At 70.5% G+C, this 16,260-nt stretch carries 14 protein-coding genes and 1 pseudogene; 10 read left to right on the top strand and 5 right to left on the bottom strand.

All coding sequences use genetic code 11. The annotated features are described in order from the left end of the window. Positions 1-182: 182 nt before the first annotated feature. Positions 183-1,157 (top strand): aldose epimerase family protein, encoded by a 975-nt coding sequence (locus tag ABZX30_RS35185; RefSeq protein ID WP_355941601.1) that lies wholly within the window; start codon positions 183-185, stop codon positions 1,155-1,157. A 294-nt stretch (positions 1,158-1,451) separates the two neighbouring features. On the opposite strand, the gene ABZX30_RS35190 is transcribed toward ABZX30_RS35185, so the two are convergent. The 3 genes from ABZX30_RS35190 to ABZX30_RS35200 form a co-directional block, all read right to left on the bottom strand. Next, the gene (locus ABZX30_RS35190; protein ID WP_355941604.1) at positions 1,452-1,781 is read right to left on the bottom strand and encodes a YrdB family protein; all 330 of its coding nucleotides are present in this window, start codon (positions 1,779-1,781) and stop codon (positions 1,452-1,454) included. Positions 1,782-1,905: 124 nt separating this feature from the next. After that, complete coding sequence (locus ABZX30_RS35195; protein WP_355941607.1) at positions 1,906-2,697, bottom strand: EI24 domain-containing protein; 792 nt, start codon at positions 2,695-2,697, stop codon at positions 1,906-1,908. A gap of 42 nt (positions 2,698-2,739) precedes the next feature. Continuing rightward, positions 2,740-3,177, bottom strand: coding sequence for a MarR family transcriptional regulator (locus ABZX30_RS35200; protein ID WP_355941609.1), 438 nt, complete (start codon positions 3,175-3,177; stop codon positions 2,740-2,742). Between the two features lie 89 nt (positions 3,178-3,266). On the opposite strand from ABZX30_RS35200, the gene ABZX30_RS35205 reads away from it, so the two are divergent. Beyond that, the gene (locus ABZX30_RS35205; RefSeq protein ID WP_355941612.1) at positions 3,267-4,265 is read left to right on the top strand and encodes an NADP-dependent oxidoreductase; all 999 of its coding nucleotides are present in this window, start codon (positions 3,267-3,269) and stop codon (positions 4,263-4,265) included. 97 nt (positions 4,266-4,362) lie between these two features. On the opposite strand, the pseudogene ABZX30_RS35210 reads toward ABZX30_RS35205, so the two are convergent. Next, positions 4,363-4,716 (bottom strand): annotated as a pseudogene (locus tag ABZX30_RS35210) (EstA family serine hydrolase); the annotation flags it as partial. Between the two features lie 305 nt (positions 4,717-5,021). Next, the gene (locus ABZX30_RS35215; RefSeq protein ID WP_355941615.1) at positions 5,022-5,834 is read right to left on the bottom strand and encodes a hypothetical protein; all 813 of its coding nucleotides are present in this window, start codon (positions 5,832-5,834) and stop codon (positions 5,022-5,024) included. 201 nt (positions 5,835-6,035) lie between these two features. Between ABZX30_RS35215 and ABZX30_RS35220 the strand changes: the two genes are divergently transcribed. The 8 genes from ABZX30_RS35220 to ABZX30_RS35255 all read left to right on the top strand — a co-directional run. Continuing rightward, positions 6,036-7,196, top strand: coding sequence for a mandelate racemase/muconate lactonizing enzyme family protein (locus ABZX30_RS35220; protein ID WP_355941618.1), 1,161 nt, complete (start codon positions 6,036-6,038; stop codon positions 7,194-7,196). After that, positions 7,193-8,197 (top strand): alcohol dehydrogenase catalytic domain-containing protein, encoded by a 1,005-nt coding sequence (locus ABZX30_RS35225; protein WP_355941620.1) that lies wholly within the window; start codon positions 7,193-7,195, stop codon positions 8,195-8,197. Before ABZX30_RS35220 ends, ABZX30_RS35225 begins: the two co-directional genes overlap by 4 nt. 111 nt (positions 8,198-8,308) lie before the next feature. Continuing rightward, positions 8,309-9,277 (top strand): hypothetical protein, encoded by a 969-nt coding sequence (locus tag ABZX30_RS35230; RefSeq protein ID WP_355941622.1) that lies wholly within the window; start codon positions 8,309-8,311, stop codon positions 9,275-9,277. Positions 9,278-9,414: 137 nt separating this feature from the next. Next, on the top strand, positions 9,415-10,524 hold the full coding sequence (chvE, locus tag ABZX30_RS35235) for a multiple monosaccharide ABC transporter substrate-binding protein (RefSeq protein ID WP_355941625.1): 1,110 nt from the start codon (positions 9,415-9,417) through the stop codon (positions 10,522-10,524). A gap of 42 nt (positions 10,525-10,566) precedes the next feature. Then, positions 10,567-12,117 carry a multiple monosaccharide ABC transporter ATP-binding protein gene (gene mmsA / locus ABZX30_RS35240; protein ID WP_355941628.1) on the top strand — a complete coding sequence of 517 codons (1,551 nt, stop codon included), beginning with the start codon at positions 10,567-10,569 and terminating at the stop codon, positions 12,115-12,117. Beyond that, positions 12,114-13,358 (top strand): multiple monosaccharide ABC transporter permease, encoded by a 1,245-nt coding sequence (gene mmsB, locus ABZX30_RS35245; RefSeq protein ID WP_355941631.1) that lies wholly within the window; start codon positions 12,114-12,116, stop codon positions 13,356-13,358. The genes mmsA and mmsB overlap by 4 nt, the downstream gene beginning before the upstream one ends. 55 nt (positions 13,359-13,413) lie before the next feature. After that, positions 13,414-14,568: an aldose epimerase family protein gene (locus ABZX30_RS35250; protein ID WP_355941634.1), complete on the top strand. Its 1,155-nt coding sequence runs from the start codon at positions 13,414-13,416 to the stop codon at positions 14,566-14,568. Positions 14,569-14,706: 138 nt separating this feature from the next. Continuing rightward, the coding region (locus ABZX30_RS35255) for a histidinol-phosphate transaminase (RefSeq protein WP_355941637.1) at positions 14,707-16,260 on the top strand (1,554 nt) is incomplete at its 3' end.

The raw sequence follows: 16,260 nt of genomic DNA on the forward strand, positions 1-16,260 counted from the left end.
GGGGGGGCCCCCCCCCTCCCCGCCCCGGCCCTACCCCCACTTTTGTCCAGTACGAGGGCTTCCGGCCGGCACTCCCCCAGCCTGCGGCCGGGGGCACCCCCAGGGCACGCACCGGACGCCGCTCCTTGACGGGCAAACGTTGCCATGCCGGGGCACCGGCTTCGTGACCTAGGGTTTCCCACATGACTGAACTTTTCGGCACACTTTCCGACGGTACCGAGGTCCACCGCTGGACGCTGGAGCGCGCCGGGACGCGGGTGAGAGTCCTGACGTACGGCGGGATCGTGCAGTCGGTGGAGGTCCCCGACCGGGAGGGGCGGGCGGCGGACGTGGTGCTGGGGTTCGACGGCCTCGACGGCTACCTCCGGTACCCGGAGCCGTTCCTGGGGGCCCTGGTGGGCCGGTACGCCAACCGGATCGCGGGCGCCCGCTTCACGCTCGACGGCCACACGTACGCGCTGGCGCCGAACAACGGCCCCAACTCCCTGCACGGCGGCGACCACGGCTTCGACAAGCGCGTGTGGGAGGCGGAGCCGGTCCCGCACGGGGTGCGCCTGTCCCGGGTCAGCCCGCACGGCGAGGAGGGCTTCCCGGGGCGGCTGGAGGTCTCGGCGACGTACACCCTGGACGCGTCCGGCGCGCTGCGGATCGCGTACGAGGCGGTGACGGACGCGCCGACCGTGGTGAACCTGACCAACCACAGCTACTTCGACCTCGGCGGCGGCACGGGCACGGCCGGCCACGTACTGCGCCTGGCCGCCTCCCGGTACACCCCGGTGGACGCCGATCTGATCCCGGCCGGCGAGCCGGCGGACGTCACCGGCTCCCGCTTCGACTTCCGCACGGCCCGCCGGGCCGGCACCGGCTACGACCACAACTTCGTGCTCGACAAGGGCGTCACCGACACCCCCGAGGAGGTCGCCGAGCTGCACGACCCGGCGTCGGGGCGGCTGCTCACGGTCGCGACGACCGAGCCCGGCCTCCAGGTGTACACCGCCGACCACCTGGGCGACCCGTTCGCGCCGGGCGCCGGCATAGCGCTGGAGACCCAGCACTTCCCGGACTCCCCCAACCGCCCCGAGTTCCCCAGCACCGAACTGCGGCCGGGCGGGGTGTACCGCTCGGAGACGGTGTACGCCTTCGGCGTGCGCGGCTAGGGTCTTCCGTTCGGACATGCCGGGGCCGGGCAGGCGGCCCGCACGGCCGCCGCGGACGCGACGAGCCCCGGCCCAGGGGTCAGGGTCCCGGGCCGGGGCTGCTCGTGGGGGTTGTCCCGGATCAGACGTCAATCGCCGCGGCGAGCCCGCGGCCGCCGGCCGAGCGGCCCACCTGGACTTCGTACGAACCCTTCACAACCACCCACCGGTTCTCTGCCCAGATCCGGCAGGCGCGAAGCGGGATGTCGGCGGTGAGTTCGAACGCTGCCGGGTCCTTGCCGCCGCGGGCCCGTTCTACTGCTCCCAGACGACGGCCAGCGTCTTGCTCAGCACGCAGGTCAGGGCGAGGGCGGCCGCCCATGCCCACACCCCGGCGAGGAGCAGCGCGGCCACCCCCGCGCCGAACCACAGCACCTCGAAGCCGACGCGGACGGCGCCACGGGTCTTGTAGGCCGCCTTCCGCGAGCCGAACAGCCCCCACAGGACGATCAGCACCGCCGGGGCGCCGAGTCCGAGCAGCCAGGCGAGGGGGGTTGCGACGTCGAGGGTGAAGCCCCAGAACGCGACGGCCACCAGGGCGCCCAGTTCGATGAGGAACAACACGCCGAGGTTGGCTGTCTTCATGACGGGCAGTATCACCTGCCGGCCGGTACCGCCGCCACGACATGGCTCTCCACCCACGCCTCCGGCCGGAACGGCCGCGGTACGCCGAGGGCCCGGAGCCGGGCCGGGGCGGCGGACGCGGCGTTCAGGAGGCGACCCGCTCGTCCTCGGTCCCGTCCGGCTCCTCGGCGCTCTCCTCGCCCAGCAGGTCCCGCGCCAGCAGGGTCGCGCCGGCGACCGCGCCCGGCATCAGGAACACCGCGACGACCGGGACCAGGAAGGCCAGGCCGAGAGGGGTGCCGAAGCCCCAGACCAGGGTCTTGCGGGAGCGGAGCAGGGTGAGGCGGGCGCGCAGTTCGACGCCGCGGCGCTGGAGGGCGACGGCGGCGAGTTCCTCGGTGAGGAAGAAGCCGGTGACGAAGAAGCCGATCACCGGCACGGCCGTCTGGCCGACGACGGGCAGGAAGCCGAGGGCGAACAGCAGCACGCCCCACACGGCGGCGCGGAGCACGATGCGGAGGCTGTCGCGGGCGGAGATCCACAGCTCGCGCCAGAGCGGGAGGCCGGACTCGGGAGCCGTGCCGTCGGGCGAGACGTCCCGGTCGACCCTCTCGGAGAGGCTCTCGTAGAAGGGCTGCCCGACCAGCAGCGTCACCGCGGTGAAGGTGATCACGGCGAGCAGCAGGCCGAGGGCGAAGAGGACCACGGTGAGGAGGCCGCGGAAGAGTCCCTGCCAGGGGCTCGACCAGTCGTCGGCGAACGGGGTGGCCCAGGTCACGAAGTCCTCGCCCCACACGGCGAGGGCGATCAGCGCCGCCGCGTACAGGACGAGGGTGATGAGGCCGGGGAGCAGCCCGAAGCCGTACTGCCTGCCGTGCCGGGCCACCCAGCGCTGGCCCTTCAGGAGATAACCGAAACCCACCCCGAGATCACGCATGGGGGAACCCTATCGGGGCTCGTCGCGACCCGGTCGCGGGCCTCAGGCGTCCAGCATCCGCCGCAGCAGGTCCCGCAGCGCGAGGCGCTCCTCGTCGGACAGCCCGGCCAGCGGTGCGCGGGCGAAGCGCAGGCCGTCGCGCAGTTCCCGGGCGACCCTGCGGCCGTCGTCCGTGGCGGCGGCCAGCTTGACCCGGCGGTCGGACGGGTCGGGCCGGCGCTCCACCAGGCCGCGGGACTCCAGCCGGTCCACGATCCCGGTGACGTTCGACGGCTCGCACTTCAGCTTTTGCGCCAGTTTGCGCATGGGCAGCGGCTCCAGGGAAAGCAGACTCAGGAGACGGGCCTGCGCGCCGGTGAGGGCATGCTCGGCCGCCGCCTCCTCGTAGTCGGCGTAGAACCGGGACACGACGTCCCCGATGAGCTCGAGGACCTCCATGGTCAGCTCGTCGGGGCGGCGGGTCTTGTGTGGGGTGACCATGCTCTCCACGGTACCCCTTTACTTGACATCCTGAAATATTCAGGAGCATGGTTGTTTCAGGTACTGAAGTAAATACGAAAGGCACTGTCATGATCAACCGCGAATGGCACCTGCTCAGCCGCCCGGTCGGCTGGCCGAAGCCCGAGGACTTCGCCCTGGTCGAGGCGGAGGTCCCCACCCCGGGCGAGGGCCAGGTGCTGGTGCGGAACGAGTACCTCTCCGTCGACCCTTACATGCGCGGCCGTATGAGCGCCGCCAAGTCGTACGCCGCCCCTTACGAACTGGGCAAGGCCATGCAGGGCGGGGCGGTCGGCGAGGTCGTCGAGTCCCGCGCCGAGGGCATCGCCGCCGGTGACCACGTGCTGCACTTCTCCGGCTGGCGCGAGTACGCGGTCGTCGACGCGAAGAACGCCGTCAAGGTGGACCCCGAGGCCGCGCCGCTGTCGACGTACCTCGGCGTCCTCGGCATGACCGGCCTGACCGCCTACGCCGGCCTGCTGCGCACCGCCGCCTTCAAGGAGGGCGACTCCGTCTTCGTCTCCGGCGCGGCCGGCGCCGTCGGCAGCCAGGTCGGCCAGATCGCCAGGCTCAAGGGCGCCTCCCGGGTCATCGGCTCGGCCGGGTCCGACGAGAAGGTGAAGCTGCTGGTGGAGGAGTACGGCTTCAACGCCGCGTTCAACTACAAGAACGGCCCGGTGAGCGAGCAGCTGCGCGAGGCCGCCCCCGACGGTGTCGACGTCTACTTCGACAACGTCGGCGGCGACCACCTCGAGGCGGCCATCGGCTCCCTCAACCAGGGCGGGCGGATCGCCGTCTGCGGCATGATCTCGGCGTACAACGACACCGAGCCCGCGCCCGGCCCGAGGAACCTCATCCGCCTCATCCAGACCCGCGGCCGCATCGAGGGCTTCCTGGTCGCCGACCACTACGACCTGCAGCCGCAGTTCGTCCAGGAGGTCGGCCCCTGGGTCCGCTCCGGCGAGCTCAAGTACCGCGAGACGGTCGTCGAGGGCATCGAGAACAACCTGGAGGCGTTCCTCGGCGTGCTGCGCGGCGACAACACCGGGAAGATGATCGTCAAGCTCTGACCGGTGCCGCGAGCGCCGTGCCGCCCGTCCGACGGCGGTCGCCCGTACGGCGGAAGCCGCGCCGCCCGGACGCGGGGTCGCGGCCTCCGCGTCCGGCTCACCGCTGCAGCGCCGCCCTGGCCAGCCGGTCGTTCTCCGGGGCCGCGCCGCCCGGGAAGACATGGCGGCGGCGGGTGTGGCCGTAGGCGAGGCCGCTGCGCGGATCCGCGAAGGCCTGCGAGCCGCCCGCGCTGCTGCGCCCGAAGGCCCCCGCGCCGAGGAAGTGGTGCCAGGCGTCCGCGGTCGCCTGGAAGCCCAGGCCGTACGACCTGTGGTCCCGGACCACCAGGTCGTACCCGGCGGAGTGCAGCTGCCCGAACTCCGCCACCGTGTCCGGCTTCAGCAGCGGCGCCCTGCCATCGACGTCGCTGATCATCGCCGCGTACAGCCCGGCCAGGCCGCGCGCCGAGGCTCTCTTCGACTCAACCACCCGGGCCGGCCGCCGGTCCCCTCGCCGCCCCGGCGTCCCCTGCCGTCGGCCCGCGGCGGGCCTGCTGGTGGCGGGTGCGCCCGGAACGGGCTGCGGTGAGGTGGGAGGCTCCCACGGCCACGATTCCTCCGCTCCCCGGCAGGAACGGCCGGGCGGCCCGCGCGGCGGCGGCACGGGTGCCGGCGGCGGCCGAGCGGAGCGTGGTGCCGGCAGCCGGCCCGGCCGGCGCCCGCCCGCCCGGCCGACCGGACCGCGGCGAACGGGCAGCACCCCGAACCCCCGTCAGATCACGTGCACCACCACAGGAAACGATCGCACGTCTGCGTAGGCGAAGGCTTCGGCGTGGGGGTGGACGTCGTCGGGGTGGAGGTCGGGGTGGATGCCGGCCGGGTCGTCGCCGGGGTCGTCGGGCCCGGGGTGCCGGCGCCCGGCGTGGCCGGCTGCCGCGACTGATCGGTGTCCTTGCCGTCCGGGGACGTGGACGCCTGCTCCTCGGCCCCGGCGGACTTCGAGGCCGACGGCGACGAGGACGCGTCGGGCGAGGCGGTGCCGCCCGGGCCCCGCGCGGTGTCGTCCAGGGGATCGACCGTCCGCCCGGGGGCGGAGGCCGGGGAGTCGCCTCCGGCCGCCGCGGGGTCGGGGCTGGAGAAACCGGGGGCGTCGATCCCCAGCTCGGCGAGGCTCAGACCGCCCGCCGCCAGGGCGAAGCCCGCGGCGATCAGGACGGTGCGCCGGCGACGGCGGCGGTGTGCCGCGGCCTTGCGATCGCGACGGCTGGCGTCCGGGTCCGCGGACTCCGCGGCGTCCGCTCCGCGCCCGCGGCCACGCGCCCGGCGCCGGTTCGCCGCCCGGCCCCGTGGCTCGTCGCCCGTGTCGTCCTCGGCCGCCCCTTCGTCCGGTGCGTCCTCTTCGCCCTCACCGTCCGCGAAGTCCTCATCCGTAGGGGGGATCCCGGCGTACGGCTCCTCGGGACCGTACGCGTACGGGCTCGCGGGCGCGCCCTGGTGCGCGTACGCGCGGATCGGTCCCGCCGGTGAGCCGCACCCCGGGCAGGCGAGGGCGCCGTTGAGGTGCCGGCGGCACGGGTGGCAGTAGTCCATGACGCGGGAAGACTAAGTTCCCTGCCGGTAACGTTCCTAGGGCCCTCTGTGAAGGTTTCGTGGGGGACCGAAAGAGCTCTCGAAAGGCTTGTCGAAACCGTTACCCGTTCGCCCCATTGACACCCCCGCCGCCCCCTCCTTACTGTCACGCCAGCATTTCGAACGTGTGACGAAATATCGAACAGCTGAGGGGCAACCGCCGTGCGTATCACCGGAATCAGCACACACGTGGTCGGGACGCCGTGGCGCAACCTGACCTACGTCCAGGTGCACACCGACGAGGGCATCACCGGAGTCGGCGAGACCCGGATGCTCGGTCACACCGACGCGCTGATCGGCTACCTGCGGGAGGCCGAGGCCAATCACATTCTCGGCTCCGACCCGTTCGCTGTCGAGGACCTCGTGCGCCGTATGAAGTACGGCGACTACGGGCGCGCGGGTGAGATCGTGATGTCCGGCATCGCGGTCGTCGAGATGGCCTGCTGGGACATCAAGGGCAAGGCCCTGGGCGTGCCCGTCTGGCAGCTGCTGGGCGGCAAGGTCACCGACAAGGTGAAGGCCTACGCCAACGGCTGGTACACCACCGAGCGCACCCCGGAGGCGTACCACAAGGCCGCCCAGGGGGTCATGGAGCGCGGCTACAAGGCGCTCAAGATCGACCCCTTCGGCACCGGCCACTTCGAACTCGACCACGAGCAGACCCTGTACGCCGTCTCCCTCATCGAGGCGGTACGGGACGCCATCGGGCCCGAGGCCGAGCTGATGCTGGAGATGCACGGCCGCTTCTCCCCCGCCACCGCCGTCCGGCTGGCCAAGGAGATGGCCCCGTTCAAGCCGGCCTGGCTGGAGGAGCCGGTGCCGCCGGAGAACCTCAAGGCGCTGGAGAAGGTCGCCGCCAAGGTGGACATCCCGGTCGCCACGGGCGAGCGCATCCACGACCGGATCGAGTTCCGCGAGCTCTTCGACAGCCAGGCCGTGGACATCATCCAGCCGGACGTCGGCCACATCGGCGGCATCTGGGAGACCCGCAAGCTGGCCGCCACCGCCGAGACGCACTACATGCTCGTGGCGCCGCACAACGTGGGCGGGTCCGTGCTGACCGCCGCCTCCCTCCAGGTCGGCTTCACCTCCCCCAACTTCAAGATCCTCGAGCACTTCAACGACTTCGCCGACGCGGAGATCAAGAAGGTCGTCAAGGGCGCCCCCGAGGTCGTCGACGGCTACTTCCACCTCTCCGACCGGCCCGGTCTCGGCGTCGAGCTGGACACCGACGCGGCGGCGGAGTTCCCGCAGCAGCAGGCCCGGTTCGACCTGTGGGCCGAGGGCTGGGAACAGCGCAAGCCCAAGGGAACCCAGCAGTGAGCACCGCCGTCGTCATCGAGGCACCGGGCTCCCACCGGGTCGTCCCGCACGAGCCGCGCGAGCCGGCTCCCGGCGAGGCCCTGATCGCCGTGCACGCCGTGGGCATCTGCGGCAGTGACCGCGAGGTGTACCAGGGCAACCGGCCCGACGGGTACGTCCGTTACCCGCTCACGCCCGGCCACGAGTGGTCCGGGACGGTGCGGGCGGTGGGCGCCGGGGTCCCCTCGTCCCTGATCGGCCGCAAGGTCGTCGGCGAGGGCTTCCGCAACTGCCAGGTGTGCGACCGCTGCCACGCGGGCGAGACCACGCTGTGCGGCGCGGGGTACGAGGAGACCGGCTTCACCCAGCCGGGCGCCATGGCCGGCACGCTCACCCTGCCGGCCCGGCTGCTGCACCCGCTGCCGGACGACGCCGACCTGACCGCCGCCGCCCTGCTGGAGCCGGCCGCCTGCATCGCGGCCGCCGCGCTGAAGGCGGGCGCCCGGCCGGGCGAGCGGACGGCGGTGGTGGGCACCGGCACGCTCGGGATGTTCGCGGTGCAGTTCCTGCGGGCGGTGTCCCCGGCCGAGCTGCTGGTCGTGGGCACCCGGGGCGACCGCGAGGCGCTGTCGCGGCAGTTCGGCGCCACCGACTTCCGGCTGAAGGACCAGCCGCTCCCCGACGACTTCGACGTGGTGATCGAGACCGCCGGGTCCGCGTCCGCCGCGCGCACCGCCGCCTCCCTGCTCCGGCGCGGCGGACGCCTGGTCCTGACGGGCATCCCGGCCGCGGGCGCCGAGGGACTCGACCCGACCGACCTCGTCGTACGGCAGCTGGAGGTGCACACCGTCTTCGGTGCGCCGCCGGACGCCTGGTCGCACGCGGTCGGGGTGTTCGGGGCCGGGTTGCTGGATCCGCTGCCGCTGGTCACGCACGAGCTGCCGCTGACCGAGTTCTCGCAGGCCATCGAGCTGGTGGGAGCCGGTGACCCGAAGGTCGGCAAGGTGCTGCTCCGCCCCTAGCCGTACGCCGGTACGGGGGTGACCTGACGACCCCCGTACCGGCGTGCACCCAGCCTTCTCACACCCCGAGCCGCGAACCTCGTCCGAAATACCGAACACTAAGGACAGCTTGTGACCGACCCTTCCGCCACGGCAGCCCGCAGGCCCGGTGAGCAGGCGCTCGCCGCTCTCGGCCTGGCCGCGCCCGCCCTCGATCCCGCCGACGCCTCGCCCCACTCCTTCCCGGGCGGCGGCCGCTGGCGCACCGAGATCCCCTCGTGCGAGGGGCCCGAGGCGCTGTCGGTCGTCCTGAAGGAGGCCTCGCGGCTCGACGTGCCGATCCACCGCATCAGCCAGGGCAGCGGCGTGTGGATGCTGACCGACGCCGAGATCACCGAGATGGTCGAGGCGACCGGCGAACGCGACATCGAACTCTGCCTGTTCACCGGCCCGCGCGGCACCTGGGACATCGGCGGCTCGGTGCGCACCGACTCGCGGGGCGCGGGCCTGAGGGCGCGCGGCCACGACGCGGTCGCCGGCTGCGTCGAGGACGCCGTCCGGGCCACCGAACTGGGCGTCAAGTGCCTCCTCGTGGCCGACGAGGGCGTGCTGTGGACGCTGCACCGGGCGCGCGCGCAGGGCATCATCCCCGCCGACACCACCCTGAAGGTCTCGGCACTGATCGGACCCGTCAACCCTGCCTCGTACGCGGTGTACGAGGGGCTCGGCTCCGACTCGATCAACGTGCCCAGCGACCTGACGCTCGATCACCTGACGGAGATCAGACGGGTGTCCGCCGCCCCCATGGACATGTACATCGAGGCACCCGACGACCTCGGCGGGTACGTCCGGATGTACGAGGTCGCCGAGCTGATCCGGCGCGGTGCGCCGCTCTACCTGAAGTTCGGCCTGTCCAAGGCCCCCGCCATCTACCCCTACGGCCACCACCTGCGGGATCTGACCCTGGCCACGGCCCGGGAGCGGGTCCGGCGCGGCCGGCTGGCCCTGGACCTGCTCGCACGGCACGGAGTCGACGGGGACATGGCGCCGCTCGGTTCACGGCTGCCCGGCACTCTGAAGCGGTTCGAAACTTCCGCATAACGTTCCGGACAAGGCGCTTCACAAGATAAGGCGCGGACCAACAGAATCCCACGCAACTCGGTTGTCCGCCAAGCTGCCTGACGAACCGTCACGCACACCGGGCCGAGCCCGCACCCCACACATCAAGGATGATGACCATGCGCACTCGCAGAGCCGCTTTCGCAGCCATAGCCGGCGCCGCCTCCCTCGCGCTCACCCTCTCCGCCTGCGGCCAGAACAGCGACGGCGGCAGCAAGGAGAAGAAGGACAGCGCCAAGGGCGGCACGATCGGTATCGCGATGCCGACCAAGTCCTCCGAGCGCTGGATCTCCGACGGAGCCAACGTCGTCAAGGACCTCGAGGCGAAGGGCTACAAGACCAAGCTGGTCTACGGCGAGGACAACCCGGACACCCAGGTCTCCCAGATCGAGAACCTGATCACCCAGGGCGTCAAGGGCCTGATCATCGCGGCCATCGACAACAAGTCCCTGAACAACGTGCTCCAGGAGGCCGCGGACGCCAACATCCCGGTCATCTCCTACGACCGCCTGATCCTCGGCACCAAGAACGTCGACTACTACGCGTCGTTCGACAACGAGAAGGTCGGCAGGCTCCAGGGCACGTACATCGTGCACAAGCTCGGCCTGGACAGCGGCAAGAAGGGCCCGTTCAACATCGAGCTGTTCGCCGGCTCCAACGACGACAACAACACCCGCTACTTCTTCAACGGCGCGATGAGCGTGCTTCAGCCGTACATCGACAAGAAGCAGCTGGTCGTCAGGTCCGGGCAGACCGCGCTGAACAAGGTCACCACCCTGCGCTGGGACGGCGCCACCGCGCAGAAGCGCATGGAGGACATCCTGACCTCCAAGTACTCCAGCGCCAAGGTCGACGCCGTGCTCTCGCCCTACGACGGCATCTCCATCGGCATCCTCGCCGCGCTGAAGTCCGACGGCTACGGCTCCAAGGGCAAGCCGCTGCCGGTCATCACCGGCCAGGACGCCGAGATCGCCTCGGTGAAGTCGATCATCGCCGGCCAGCAGACGCAGACCATCTACAAGGACCTGCGCAAGCTCGCCGAGGTCGCCACGACCATGATCGATGACCTCCTCAAGGACAAGAAGCCGCAGGTCAACGACACCAAGTCGTACAACAACGGCACCAAGGTCGTACCCGCCTACCTGCTCCAGCCGGTCAGCGTCGACAAGAGCAACTACGAGGACGTCCTGGTCAAGGGCGGCTACTACACCGACGCCCAGCTCAAGTAGTCCCGCCCACCGCCCGACCCACACTGATTGGAAGGCACAGCCATGGCGGGACCCGTCCTGGAAATGCGCTCGATCGTCAAGACCTTTCCCGGTGTCAAGGCGCTGTCGGACGTCACGTTGACCGTCCGTCAGGGCGAGGTCCACGCCATCTGCGGGGAGAACGGCGCCGGCAAGTCGACCCTGATGAAGGTCCTCTCCGGCGTCCACCCGCACGGCACCTACGAGGGGGAGATCCTCTTCGAGGGCGAGGTCTGCCACTTCAGGGACATCCGGGCCAGTGAGCAGCACGGCATCGTGATCATCCACCAGGAGCTCGCGCTGGTGCCGTACCTCTCCGTCGCGGAGAACATCTTCCTCGGCAACGAGCACGCCAGGGGCGGGCTCATCAACTGGAACGAGACGCTCAAGCACGCCACCGAACTGCTGCGCCGGGTCGGTCTGACCGACCACCCGGAGACCCGCGTCGCCGACATCGGCGTGGGCAAGCAGCAGCTCGTGGAGATCGCCAAGGCGCTGTCGAAGAAGGTGAAGCTGCTCATCCTGGACGAGCCGACGGCGGCGCTGAACGACGAGGACAGCGGCAAACTCCTGGAACTGATTCTGGAGTTGAAGAAGCAGGGCATCACCTCCATCATCATCTCCCACAAGCTGAACGAGATCCGCCGGGTCGCCGACTCGGTGACGATCCTGCGCGACGGACGCTCCATCGAGACGCTCGACGTGCGGGCCGAGGAGACGACCGAGGACCGGATCATCAGCGGCATGGTCGGCCGCGACCTCGACCACCGCTTCCCCGAGCGCACTCCGCACCAGCCGGAGGAGGGCGCGGCCCCGGCCCTGGAGATCCGCGGCTGGACCGTGCACCACCCGATCGACCAGCAGCGCAAGGTGGTCGACGACGTGTCGGTCCAGGTGCGGCGCGGGGAGATCGTCGGCATCGCGGGCCTCATGGGCGCCGGCCGCACCGAGCTGGCCATGAGCGTCTTCGGCCGCTCCTACGGCCGGTACGCGGGCGGCACGGTCCTCAAGGACGGCAAGGAGATCCGTACCAAGACCGTCGCCGAGGCGGTGAAGAACGGCATCGCCTACGTGACCGAGGACCGCAAGCACTACGGCCTCAACCTCATCGACACCATCAACCGCAACATCTCGCTGACCGCGCTGGGCAAGGTCGCCAAGCGGGGCGTGGTCGACGAGCACGAGGAGCAGCAGGTCGCCGAGGGCTTCCGCACGTCCATGAACATCAAGGCGCCGACCGTGTTCGAGCCGGTGGGCAAGCTGTCCGGCGGCAACCAGCAGAAGGTCGTCCTGAGCAAGTGGATCTTCGCCGGTCCCGATGTGCTGATCCTCGACGAACCGACGCGCGGCATCGACGTCGGCGCCAAGTACGAGATCTACACGGTCATCGACCAGCTGGCCGCCCAGGGCAAGGCGGTCGTCTTCATCTCCTCCGAGCTGCCGGAGCTGCTCGGCATGTGCGACCGCATCTACACCATGGCCGCGGGGCGGCTGACCGGCGAGTTCTCCCGGGCCGAGGCCTCGCAGGAATCGCTGATGCGCCAGATGACGAAGGACAAAGAGGTAACCCGATGAGCACGGATGTGACCGCCAAGACCCCGGCCCCCGCGCCGCCGGGCAAGAGCGGACCGGCGGGTGGCACGGGGCTGCTCCAGCTGATGCTGGACGGTATGCGCCGCAACATGCGGCAGTACGGCATGCTGATCGCCCTCGGTCTGATCGTGGTCCTGTTCCAGGTGTGGACCGGCGGCGACCTGTTGCTGCCGCGCAACGTCTCCAACCTGGTCCTGCAGAACAGCTACATCCTGATCCTCGCGATCGGCATGATGCTGGTGATCATCGCGGGCCACATCGACCTGTCGGTCGGCTCGCTCACGGCGTTCACGGGTGCCTTCGCGGCCGTGCTGACGGTGCAGCACAGTGTGGCGTGGCCCCTCGCGCTGCTGCTGTGTCTGGTCATCGGCGCGGCCGCCGGCGCGGCACAGGGCTTCCTGATCGCCTACTTCGGCATACCGTCCTTCATCGTCACCCTCGCGGGCATGCTGATCTTCCGCGGTCTGACGGAGATGCTCCTGAAGGGCCAGACCCTCGGCCCGTTCCCGGACGGTCTGCAGAAGATGGGCAACGGCTTCCTGCCGGAGGTCGGCCCGACCACCAACTACCACAACATCACGCTGCTGATGGGCTTCGCGCTGATCGCCTTCACGGTCGTCCAGGAGGTCCGCGACCGCAAGCGGCAGCAGGAGTTCGCCCTCGACGTGGCGCCCAGGAACCTCTTCCTGCTCAAGCTCGTCGCCATCGTCGCCGCGATCCTCACGGTCACGATGCTGCTCGCCAGCTACAAGGGCGCGCCGATCATCCTGATCGTCCTGGCCCTGCTGGTGGTCGGCTACGGCTACCTGATGCGCAACGCCGTCTTCGGCCGTCACATCTACGCGATCGGCGGCAACCTGCCTGCGGCGAAGCTGTCCGGCGTCAAGGACAAGAAGGTCACCTTCCTTGTCTTCCTGAACATGGGCGTGCTCGCGGCCCTGGCGGGTCTGGTCGTCGCCGCCCGCCTGAACGCGGCCTCGCCGAAGGCAGGCCTCAACTTCGAGCTCGAGGCGATCGCCTCGTCGTTCATCGGCGGAGCGTCCATGAGCGGCGGTGTGGGAACCGTCCTCGGCGCGATCATCGGTGGTCTCGTCCTCGGCGTGCTGAACAACGGCATGAACCTCCTCAGTGTCGGCACCGACTGGCAGCAGGTCATCAAGGGCCTGGCCCTGTTGGCCGCGGTCGGCTTCGACGTGTGGAACAAGCGCAAGTCCGGTTCGTAAGTCAGCGCGGGCCCCGCCGGAAACGGCGGGGCCCCTCCCTTTGCAGGAGCCGCAAGTGGAACTGAACAGACGTACGGTCATCGCAGGAGCCGCGGCCGCGGGCATCGCGGCGACCACCCTCGGCACGGGCACCGCACAGGCCGCCTCGGGAGGCAGGAAGCCGGTGAAGGAACTGTTCGGCAAGCTCGCCGACGGGACGAAGGTCTACCGCTGGTCGCTGGAGAACGGCGGCACCCGGATGAAGGTCCTCGACTGGGGCGGCGTCGTCCAGACCCTGGAGCTCCCGGACCGGCTCGGCCGCCACGCCAACGTCGTCAACGGCTTCGCCACCATCGACGACTACGTCGCCAAGTCCCCCTACTTCGGCGCCCTCATCGGCCGCTACGGCAACCGCATCGGCAAGGGCCGGTTCACCCTGGACGGCAAGAGCTACCAGCTCTCCGTCAACGACGGCGTGAACAGCCTGCACGGCGGCTCCCAGGGCTTCGACAAGCACATCTGGGACGTCGAACCCTTCACCAAGGGCTCCGACGTCGGCCTGCACCTGCACTACACCAGCATCGACGGCGAGATGGGCTACCCCGGCACGCTCAAGGCGAAGGTGACCTACACCCTCACCCAGCACGGCGACTGGCGCATCGACTACGAGGCCACCACCGACAAGGCCACCGTCGTCAACCTCACCAGCCACGTCTACTGGAACCTGGCCGGCGAGGGCAGCGGCACCATCGAGAACCACGAGCTCACGATCGCCGCCTCGCGCTACACCCCGACCGACTCGGGCCTGATCCCCACCGGCGAGCTGGCCAAGGTCTCCGGGACCCCCTTCGACTTCCGCCACGCCAAGACGATCGGCCGGGACATCCGGGCCGGCCACGTCCAGCAGGTGCAGGCCAAGGGCTACGACCACAACTGGGTCCTGGACAAGGGCATCACCGCCAAGCCCGAGCACGTCGCCACCCTGCGCGACCCGCACTCCGGGCGCACCCTGAAGATCGCCACCGACCAGCCCGGCCTGCAGTTCTACTCGGGCAACTTCCTCGACGGCACCCTCACCGGCACCGGCGGCCGCACCTACCGCCAGGGCGACGCCCTGTGCCTGGAGACGCAGCACTTCCCGGACGCGCCGAACCACCCGTCCTTCCCGTCGACCGTGCTCCGGCCCGGGCAGACGTACCGGACGACCACGATCCACACGTTCGGCGTGTGACGTTTCGGTCCGTGAACGCGCTGGGTAGAGAAGTTGGCTCACACTTCTTTCACAAGCGTTGAACGCGATCCCGCCGGCCTCCGTACTGATCGGTGACCCGTGCTTCCCCACACGGGCCACCGATCAACGGAGGTCTCCTTGGCTGACAACGTCACCTCGTTGTTCCGCAACACGGCGGCACACAGCCCCTCGATGGCGGCGCTGACGCGCGAGGGCGGCGACGGGACCGGCCCGGTGGACTTCTGCATCCCGTGCAACCCCTACTTCCCCACCCCCGCCATGTTCGACGAAATGGCGGCGCGGCTGCGGGACATCATCACGTACTACCCCAGCAGCGCGGACACCATCACGGCCGAGCTGTGCAACCTGCTCCAGCTGCCGCCGCAGTGCGTCGCCATGGGCAACGGTTCGACGGAACTCATCACCTGGATCGACCACCTGCTGGTCCGCGAGTCCCTCGCCATCCCGGTGCCCACCTTCGGCCGCTGGACCGACCAGCCGATGGAGACCGGTAAGCGGGTGGACATGTTCCCGCTCCAGGAATCCAGCGGCTTCGCCCTCGACCTCGCCCAGTACGCCGAGTTCATCCGGGCCCGCGGCACCCGGGTCGCGGTCATCTGCAACCCCAACAACCCCGACGGCGGCTACCTGCGCAAGCAGCAGGTGGTGCAGTTCATGGACGCGATGGCCGACCTCGACCTGGTGGTCGTCGACGAGTCCTTCCTGGAGTTCGCCGACGCGGAGGCCGACCCGAGCGTGGTCCAGGAGGCGATGCTGCGGCCCAACGTGGTCGTGCTGCGCAGCCTCGGCAAGAACTTCGGCCTGCACGGCATCCGCTTCGGCTACCTGGTCGCCAACCCCTCACTGGCCGGCAAGGTCCGCTCGATGCTGCCCAAGTGGAACCTCAACTCCTTCGCCGAGCACGTGGTGTTCATGCTGAAGGAGCACGGCGCCGAGTACGCGCAGAGCCTGCTGCAGGTCCGCCGCGACCGCCTGGACATGGCCAACCAGCTCTCCGCACTGCCCGGGCTGACGGTCTACCCCTCCCAGGGCAACTTCCTCTTCGTGCGCCTTCCCGTCGGCGCCGAAGGCACCGTGGTCCGGGACCGGATGCTCAGCGAGCACCGGATCCTGGTCCGCGAGTGCGGCAACAAGATCGGTTCGTCCAGCCGCTTCCTGCGGCTCGTGGTGCGCCCCCAGGTCGACGTGCGTCGCCTGGTATCCGGCCTGGAGTCGGTGCTCTACGGGACCAGGAGGGGGGCCGCCGTACCTGAGCTGGGTACAGGGACCAACTACAGCTCGGGTACGGCGGCCGTCGACCGGCTGGTCAGCGAGACCAACGGGGCCGGTGTGCTGGGGCTTGCCGCGCAGGCCATCGCCGCCGGCTCCGCTCCGGGGCTGCCGGCCGCCCCGGCCGCCGGCACCGGCATGCCGCTCCCCGCCGCCGCGCCGTCGGCCGGCGGCGGGATGCCGATGCCGGCGGCGGCCCAGGCCGCTCCCCAGCCGCTGCCCCAGCAGACGCCGCAGCAGATGCCCCAGCAGATGCCGCAGGCGATCCCCCAGCAGATTCCCCAGCAGATGCCGCAGCCGGCCGCGCCCGTGCCGGTGCCCGCCCCGACGCCGTTCCCCGCTCCCACCCCCGCTCCCGTGCCCGCGCCGGCCCCCGTCCCCGTCCCCGCCGCGAGCGGCCCC

The sequence above is a fragment of the Streptomyces sp. NPDC004542 genome (genome assembly GCF_040610035.1).
GTDB lineage: Bacteria > Actinomycetota > Actinomycetes > Streptomycetales > Streptomycetaceae > Streptomyces.